Raw genomic sequence first — 7,406 nt, 5'->3', positions numbered from 1 at the left:
CTTCGCCCAGCGGGCCGCCGTGGTCGCCGCCGACCTGGCCGGGGCGGTCGCCGGACTGGACGAACTGCTCGCCACCGACGCCACCGTGGCCGGTGCGCCGGGGGCGCTGCGTGACCTGGCCGCCGGCTGGGTGGCCGGCCGCGACGTCGACTGGGCCGCGCTGCACCCGGAGGGCGCCGTCCGGCGCACCGGACTGCCCGGCTACCCCTTCCAGCGCCGGCGGCACTGGATCGACCCACCGCAGAGAGGCGCACGGTGAACTGGTTCGTCTCGCCCGGAAGCCGACCCCAGGCACCGGTGCAGTTGTTCTGCCTGCCGTACGCCGGAGGTGGCGCCAGCGCGTTCCGCCGCTGGCAGTCAGAGGCCGGCCCGGACGTGGAGGTGCTGCCGGTGCAGCTGCCCGGCCGGGAGAACCGGATCGGCGACGACCCGGACTTCACCGTCGCCGAGGTGGCCACCGCCATCGCCGACCGGGCCGACCGCCCGTACGCGGTCTACGGGCACTCGATGGGCGGGCGGGTCGGCTTCGAGGTGATCCGGGAGCTGCGCCGCACCGGCCGGGAGCTGCCGGTGCGGCTGTACGTCGGCGGTGCCCGCGCCCCGCACGTCACCGCGGCCAGCTTCTTCGACGGGCTGTCCCGGGTGGACGACGACGAGCTGCTGCGCCGGCTCGCCGCCGGCGGTGGCCTGCCCGACGGCCTGCTGGACCACCCGGAGCTGGTGGAACTGCTGCTGCCGTTGCTGCGCGCCGACTTCGGCCGGGTCGACAGCTACCGGTACCTGCCCGAGGCGCCGCTGCCGGTGCCGGTGGTGGCGTTCGCCGGGCGGCACGACCGGGCGGTCAGCCGGGAGCAGAGCGCCGCCTGGGCCGAGCACACCGCCGCCGGCTTCACCCTGCACGAACTCGACGGCGGCCACTTCTTCCTGCACGACCGGCTGCCCGAGCTGCTGCGGCTGATCCGCGCCGACCTGGCCGCCGCCAGCGAAACCCCCGCCCCGCCCACCCGCGCCGACGCGGCCCCGGCCGGGGTCGGCGGCCACCGGGTGCCGCTGGGCGACACCGGCTGGTCGGTGTGGCGCGACGCGATCCTGCGCGGCACCGGCTTCCCCGCCGACGGGCTGACCCGCTTCGCCGCGCCGCAGGCAGCCGCAGCCGCCGACGACCTGCTCGACGGCGACACCCCACCGGACCGGTTCGACAAGGAGTTCACCGAGGCCGTCCGCGCCGCCGCGCACCGGTGCAGCGAACTGGCCGCCGACCCGCTGCTGCGGGAGGCGGTCACCTGGCAGAACCGGGGCGCGCTGGTCGCCCTGGACGGGCTGGCCCGCAGCGGCGGCGACGCGGCCCGCAACGTGCGCCGCCGCGACCGCGAGCGGGCGCTGCTCAAGTACTGGCAGCGCTACGCCGGCAAGAACGAGACGGTCGGCTTCTTCGGGCCCAGCTGCTGGGTCACCGTCGACCCGCAGCAGCCGGAGGTGGCCCGGGTCGGCCACGGCACGGCGCTGACCCGCCGCCGGTGGGTCTGGTTCGAGTCGTGGGCGCTGGCGGCCTACGCCGACCGGATCGGTGCCGACCCGGCGGTACGCCGCTGGTGGCCGCCCCGGCTCTGCGCCCAGCTCAGCGTCCGGGGACGGGAGGTGTGGCGGCCCGGCCGGCCACCGGTCCCGCTGTCCCCGGTGGAGGCCGCGCTGCTCGCCGCCGTCGACGGCCACCGGCCGGCGTACGACCTGGTGGCCGACCCGGCCGTCGGGTTGCGCCGGCCCGAGGACGGCTACGCCCTGCTGGACCGGCTGGTGGCCCGGGAACTGCTCACCTGGGACGCCGCCCTGCCGGTCAGCCCCGACGCCGAGCCGGTGCTCTCCGCCCGGATCGCCGCGATCGGCGACGAACCGGCCCGGCTGACCGCACAGGCCGGCTGGGACCGGCTGCGGGCGGCCCGCGACGCCGTCGCCGCGGCCGCCGGCGACCCCGACCGGCTGCGGGTCGCCCTCGACGAGCTGGACGACACCTTCACCGCGCTGACCGGGGCCGCCCCCCGCCGCCGGGAGGGCCAGATGTACGCCGGCCGGACCATCTGTTACGAGGACACCAGCCGGGACCTCGACGCGGTCTTCGGCGCACCCCTGCTGGCCGACCTCGCCGCCCCGCTCGACGTGTTGCTGCGCGCCGCGCGCTGGCTGGTGCAGGCGCTGGCGCAGGCGTATGACGCGGTGTTCCGCTCGCTCTACGAGGAGCTGCGCGCCGAGGCCGGCGACGGTCCGGTCGCCCTGTCCGACCTGTGGTTCCTCGTCCAGGGCCTGTTCTGGGGCGAGGGGGAGCGGCCGGTCGACGCGGTGGCCGCCGAGTTCGCGGCCCGCTGGGCCGGACTGTTCGGATTGGACACCCGACCCGCCGACGCCGGGCCGGTCCGGCTGCGGGTCGCCGACCTCGCCGACCGGATCGACGCGACCTTCCCCGCCACCCGACCCACCTGGTCCAACGCCCTGCTGCACAGCCCCGACCTGCAGATCTGCGCCACCGACGTGGACGCCCTGCGACGCGGGGAGTACACCGTCGTGCTGGGCGAACTGCACGCCGGCTGGTCGTCGTTCGACTGCTCGGTGTTCACCCCCGCGCACCCGGACGTGGAGCGGCTGCGCGCCGCGCTCGCCGAGGACCTCGGCGCACGACGGGTCCGGCTGCTCTTCCCGACCGACTGGCCGCGCCGGACCAGTCGTACCGCCGAGGCGTTGACCGGGCCGACGGACCGGCACCTGGCGTTCCTGCCCGCCCCCGGCGGCGACCCGGCCCGGCTGCTGCCCACGGTGGACCTCACCGTCACCGACGAGCGGGGCGACCTGGTCGCGACCGCCGGCGACGGGCAGCGGTGGCCGCTGGTGGAGATCTTCGCCGAGCTGCTCAGCGCGCACGCCGTCGACGGGTTCAAGCTGGTCGCCGCCGCGCCCCGCACGCCCCGGATCGTGCTGGACAACCTGGTGGTGGCCCGCGAGACGTGGCGGACCACCGTCGGCGCGTGCGGGTTCGCCGACGCGCGCGGGGAACGCGACCGCTACCTCGCCGTCCGGGCCTGGCGGCGGCACCTGGGCCTGCCGGAGCAGGTCTACGTCAAGCTCGGCACCGAGACCAAGCCCTGCTTCGTCGACCTGAGCAGCCCCGCCTTCGCCAACATGCTCTGCGCCATGGTCCGGGCCGCCCGGGTCGACGGCGGCGACGCGGTCTCTCTGGTGGTCAGCGAGATGCTGCCCACCCCCGACCAGGCGTGGGTGCCCGACGCCGCCGGCCGGCGCTACTTCAGCGAGCTGCGGTTGCAGATCGTCGACGCCCCCGCCGGGGAGGCCACCCGATGAGCCACCTGATACCTCTGGGCGGCACCGGCTGGTCGGTGTGGCGGGACGTGGTGCTGCGCAGCGCCGGCTTCCCGGCCGCCGGGCTCGACCGGTTCGCCGCCCCCGGCGCGGCCGCCGCCGCCGACGGTGTGCTCGCCGGGGAGGTCCCGCCGGAGGTCTTCGGCAAGATCCTCGGCGCGGCCTTCCTGGAGTCCTCGGCCGTCGCCGGGGAGATCGCCGCCGACCCGCTGCTGCGGGAGGCGATCACCTGGCAGAACCCGGACATGCTGGCGGCGCTGGACGGGCTGCTGCGCACCGATCCGGCGGTGCGTAACTCCCCCCGCCGCAAGCGCGAGGCCCGGCTGCTGCGCTACTGGCAGCGGTATTGCGGCAAGGCCGAGACGATCGGCTTCTTCGGCCCGGTCTGCTGGGGCGTGTTCGACCCCGCCCACCCGGGCGCGGAGCTGCGGCCCGGCCCGGCCCTGGTCACCCGCCGGCAGGTGTTCTTCGAGGCGTGGGCGCTGACCGAGTACGCCGACCGGCTCGCCGACGACCTCGCCGTGCGCCGGTGGTGGGCCCCGATGCGGCAACCGCACCTGACCGTCGAGGACCGCCGGCTGCGCCGGCCGCTGCACCCGCCGATCGCGTTGACCGCCACCGAGGCCCGGCTGCTGGCCGACTGCGACGGCCGGACCCCCGCCGTCGAGCTGGTCCGGCGGCTGCACGCCGACGGGCTGGTGCACCGCGTCGACGACGGCTACCTGCTGCTGGACCGCTGGGTCGAGCGGGGACAGCTCTCCTGGGGGGCCAACCTGCCGGTCAGCCCGGACGCCGAACGGGTGCTCGCCGACCGGATCGCCGCGATCGGCGACGACCAGGCCCGCGCCGGGGCCGCCGCCGGGTTCGACCGGCTGCGGGCGGCCCGGGACGAGGTCGCCGCCGCCGCCGGTGACCCGGACCGGCTCGCCGCCGCGCTGGCCGGCCTCAACACCGAGTTCACCGCCGTCACCGGCCGGCCCGCCACCCGCCACCGTGGCCAGATGTACGCCGGCCGCACCGTCTGCTACGAGGACTCCGCCCGGGACCTGGAGTTCCGTCTCGGCGCGCCGGTCCTCGACGCGCTGGCCGCCCCGCTGGCGGTGGTGTTGCAGGCCGCCCGCTGGCTGACCGCCGAGATCGGCGTCGGGGTCACCACCCTGCTGGCCGAACTGCACGACGAGCTGGCCGCCGACGGGCCGGTCCGGCTGGCCGACATCTGGTCGCTGGCCCAGGGCACGCTGGTCGCCCCGCACGGGCCGGTCGCCACCGCGGGAGCCGAACTCACCGAGCGGTGGGCGCGGCTGTTCGGCCTACGGGACCTGCCGGCCGACTGCGTCGAGCTGCGGCTGTCCGCCGCCGACCTGGCCGGGCAGGTGCACGCGGTCTTCCCCGCCGACCGGCCCGGCTGGCCGTCGGCCCGGCTGCACAACCCCGACGTGCAGATCGCCGCCGCCTCCCCGCAGGCGCTGGCGCGGGGGGAGTTCCTGCTGGTCCTCGGCGAGCTGCATCCGGCCGCGATGGCGTTCGACAGCGCGGTGCTCAGCATGTTCCACCCCGATCCGGCGGCGCTGCGGGCGGATCTCGACACCGACCTCGGCCCGACCCGGCTGCGGGTGCTGTGGCCGGAGAGCTTTCCCCGGCGGGCCACCCGCACCACCTACGGCCTGCCCGGCCCCACCGACCGTGAGCTGGGCATCGACACCGCGCAGGGGGCCGACGTCGACCGGCTGGTGGCGGCCACCGCCGTCACCGTCTCCTACGACGGCGACGAACTGGTCGCGGTCTTTCCCGACGGTGCCCGCTGGCCGCTGGTGGAGGTCTTCGCCCAGGTCCTCGGCGCGCTGCTGCTGGACGCGTTCAAGCTGCTCGACCCGGCCCCGCACATGCCCCGGATCGTCATCGACCGGCTGGTGGTGGCCCGGCGCACCTGGCGGACCACGGTGGGGGCCAGCGGCCTCGCCGGGCATCCCGACGAGACGGCCCGCTACCTCGCGGTGCGCCGCTTCCGGGCCGCCGCCGACCTGCCCGAGCGGGTGTTCGTCAAGGTCGGCACCGAGGTCAAGCCCTGCTACGTCGACCTGACCGGCCCGCTGTACGCCCAGTCGCTGTGCGCCATGGTCGACACCGCCGTCCGGACCGGCCCGGACGTCCCGCTGGTCGTCACCGAGCTGCTGCCCACCCCGGCCGACAGCTGGGTGCCCGACGCGGCGGGCCGGGGGCACGTCAGCGAGTTGCGCCTGCTGATCACCGACCCGGCCACCTATCCGGGCGTCGAACCCGCCAGCCACCGGGGAGCCGACCCCGCCACCGTACGGGGAGTGCAGTGACCGACATCCTGACCGTCAGCGCCGTCGCCGGGGAGGCACTGCCCTGGCCGGACGGCACCCTCGCCGACCTGATCGTCGAGCGGGCGGCCCGCTGCCCGGACGCGGTGGCGGTGCGCCAGTGGGACGACCGGCTCACCTACCGGGAGCTGGTCGGCCGGGCGGCCGGCCTGGCCGCCGTACTGCGGGCCCGGGGGGTGGGCCGGCAGACCCGGGTGGGGATCTGCGCCCACCGCCGCCCCGACCTCGTGGTCGACGTCCTCGGCGTGCTGCTCGCCGGCGGCTGCTACGTGCCGCTGGAGCCCGGCGGCCCCCGGCAGCGGCTGCGGGAGATCGCCGCCGACGCCGGGGTGACGCTGGTGGTCGGCGACGCGGCGGCGGTCGAGTTCGCCGACACCCCCGGGATCGAGGTGGTCACCGCCACCGGCCCGGCCCCGCTGGCACCCTGCCCGGCGCGGGCCGGCGACCCGGCGTACGTGCTGTTCACCTCGGGCTCCACCGGACGGCCCAAGGGGGTGCTGACCACCCACCGCAACGTGGTGGAGTTCGTCACCGGCTGCGCCGCGCTCAGCGCCGCCGACGCCGGGGTCCGCAGCCTCGGCATCGCCTCGCTCGGCTTCGACGCGGCCAGCATCGACCTGTTCGTCCCGCTGCTGCTCGGCGGCAGCGTGCAACTGCTCGGCGGCGACGACCGCTCCGACCCGGACCGGCTGGCCCGGTTCATCGCCGCCCACGACGTCAACTGGGGCTTCATCACCCCGACCGTGCTGTCCATGCTGGACCCGGCCCGGGTGCCCGGCTGGCGGACGGTGCTCTGCGGCGGCGAGGCCGTCCCCGCCGAGCTGGCCGCCCGCTGGGCGCCGGGACGACGGCTGCTCAACGGCTACGGCCCCACCGAGACCACCGTGCTGGCGGTCAGCGGCGCACTGACCGCCGCCGACACCGACCCGGTGCCGATCGGGCTGCCCCTGCCCAACCACCGGGCGTACGTGGTGGACGACGCGTTGCGGGCGGTGCCGCCGGGGCAGACCGGTGAGCTGCTGATCGGCGGCCCCGGGTTGGCCGACGGTTACCTCAACCGGCCCGGCCTGACCGCCGACCGGTTCGTCCCCGACCCGTTCTCCGGGCTGCCCGGCGAGCGGCTCTACCGCACCGGCGACCTCGTCCGGCAGGGCGACGACGGGCGGATCGTCTACCTCGGTCGGGCCGACCGGCAGGTCAAGATCCGGGGCCAGCGGATCGAACTGGGCGAGGTGGAGGCCGTGCTGGCCGCCGTGCCCGGCGTCGGACGGGTGGCCGTGGAGGCGGTGCCCGGCCCGGCCGGGACCGAACTGGTCGCCTTCCTCACCCCGGCCACCGCGCCCGACGACGACGCCGTCCGGGCGTACGCCGGGGGGCGGTTGACCGCCGCGATGCTGCCGGCGCGGCTGCTGCGCCGCGACGACCTGCCGGTCAGCGCCACCACCGGCAAGCTGGACCGGCCGGCGCTGCGGGCGCTGGCCGACGCCGCCCTGACCGCCGCCCCCGCTGCCGGGCCGACCGACGAGCCGGCCGACCCGGTCGAGCGGGCCGTCCGGCGGGCCTGGACCCGGCTGCTCGGCGCGGCACCCGCCCCGGACGCCGACTTCCTCGCCGCCGGTGGCAACTCCATCGCCGCGATGCGGCTGGTCGCCGCGCTCCGCGCCGAGCTGGGCCGGCACGTCGACACCCGGGACG

Annotated in this window: 4 protein-coding genes; all 4 read left to right on the top strand. The window is 76.9% G+C overall.

The genetic code is table 11. The annotated features are described in order from the left end of the window. Positions 1 to 259, top strand: a 259-nt coding sequence (locus H1A17_RS32800) for a hypothetical protein (RefSeq protein WP_194823704.1), incomplete at its 5' end; no start/stop codon positions are given. After that, the gene (locus H1A17_RS32795; protein ID WP_194823703.1) at positions 256 to 3,348 is read left to right on the top strand and encodes a thioesterase domain-containing protein; all 3,093 of its coding nucleotides are present in this window, start codon (positions 256 to 258) and stop codon (positions 3,346 to 3,348) included. The genes H1A17_RS32800 and H1A17_RS32795, both read left to right, overlap by 4 nt. Further along, positions 3,345 to 5,693, top strand: coding sequence for a lantibiotic dehydratase (locus H1A17_RS32790; RefSeq protein ID WP_194823702.1), 2,349 nt, complete (start codon positions 3,345 to 3,347; stop codon positions 5,691 to 5,693). The genes H1A17_RS32795 and H1A17_RS32790 overlap by 4 nt, the downstream gene beginning before the upstream one ends. Further along, the coding region (locus H1A17_RS32785; RefSeq protein ID WP_194823701.1) for a non-ribosomal peptide synthetase at positions 5,690 to 7,406 on the top strand (1,717 nt) is incomplete at its 3' end. The genes H1A17_RS32790 and H1A17_RS32785, both read left to right, overlap by 4 nt.

Source organism: Micromonospora sp. S-DT3-3-22, from assembly GCF_015354745.1.
Taxonomy (GTDB): domain Bacteria; phylum Actinomycetota; class Actinomycetes; order Mycobacteriales; family Micromonosporaceae; genus Micromonospora; species Micromonospora wenchangensis.
This window is presented reverse-complemented; position numbering and strand designations above follow the sequence as displayed.

Excerpts from the sequence above, each read along its gene's own strand:
- H1A17_RS32790 (WP_194823702.1), top strand. The coding sequence starts at position 3,345 with ATGAGCCACCTGATACCTCTGGGCGGCACCGGCTGGTCGGTGTGGCGG.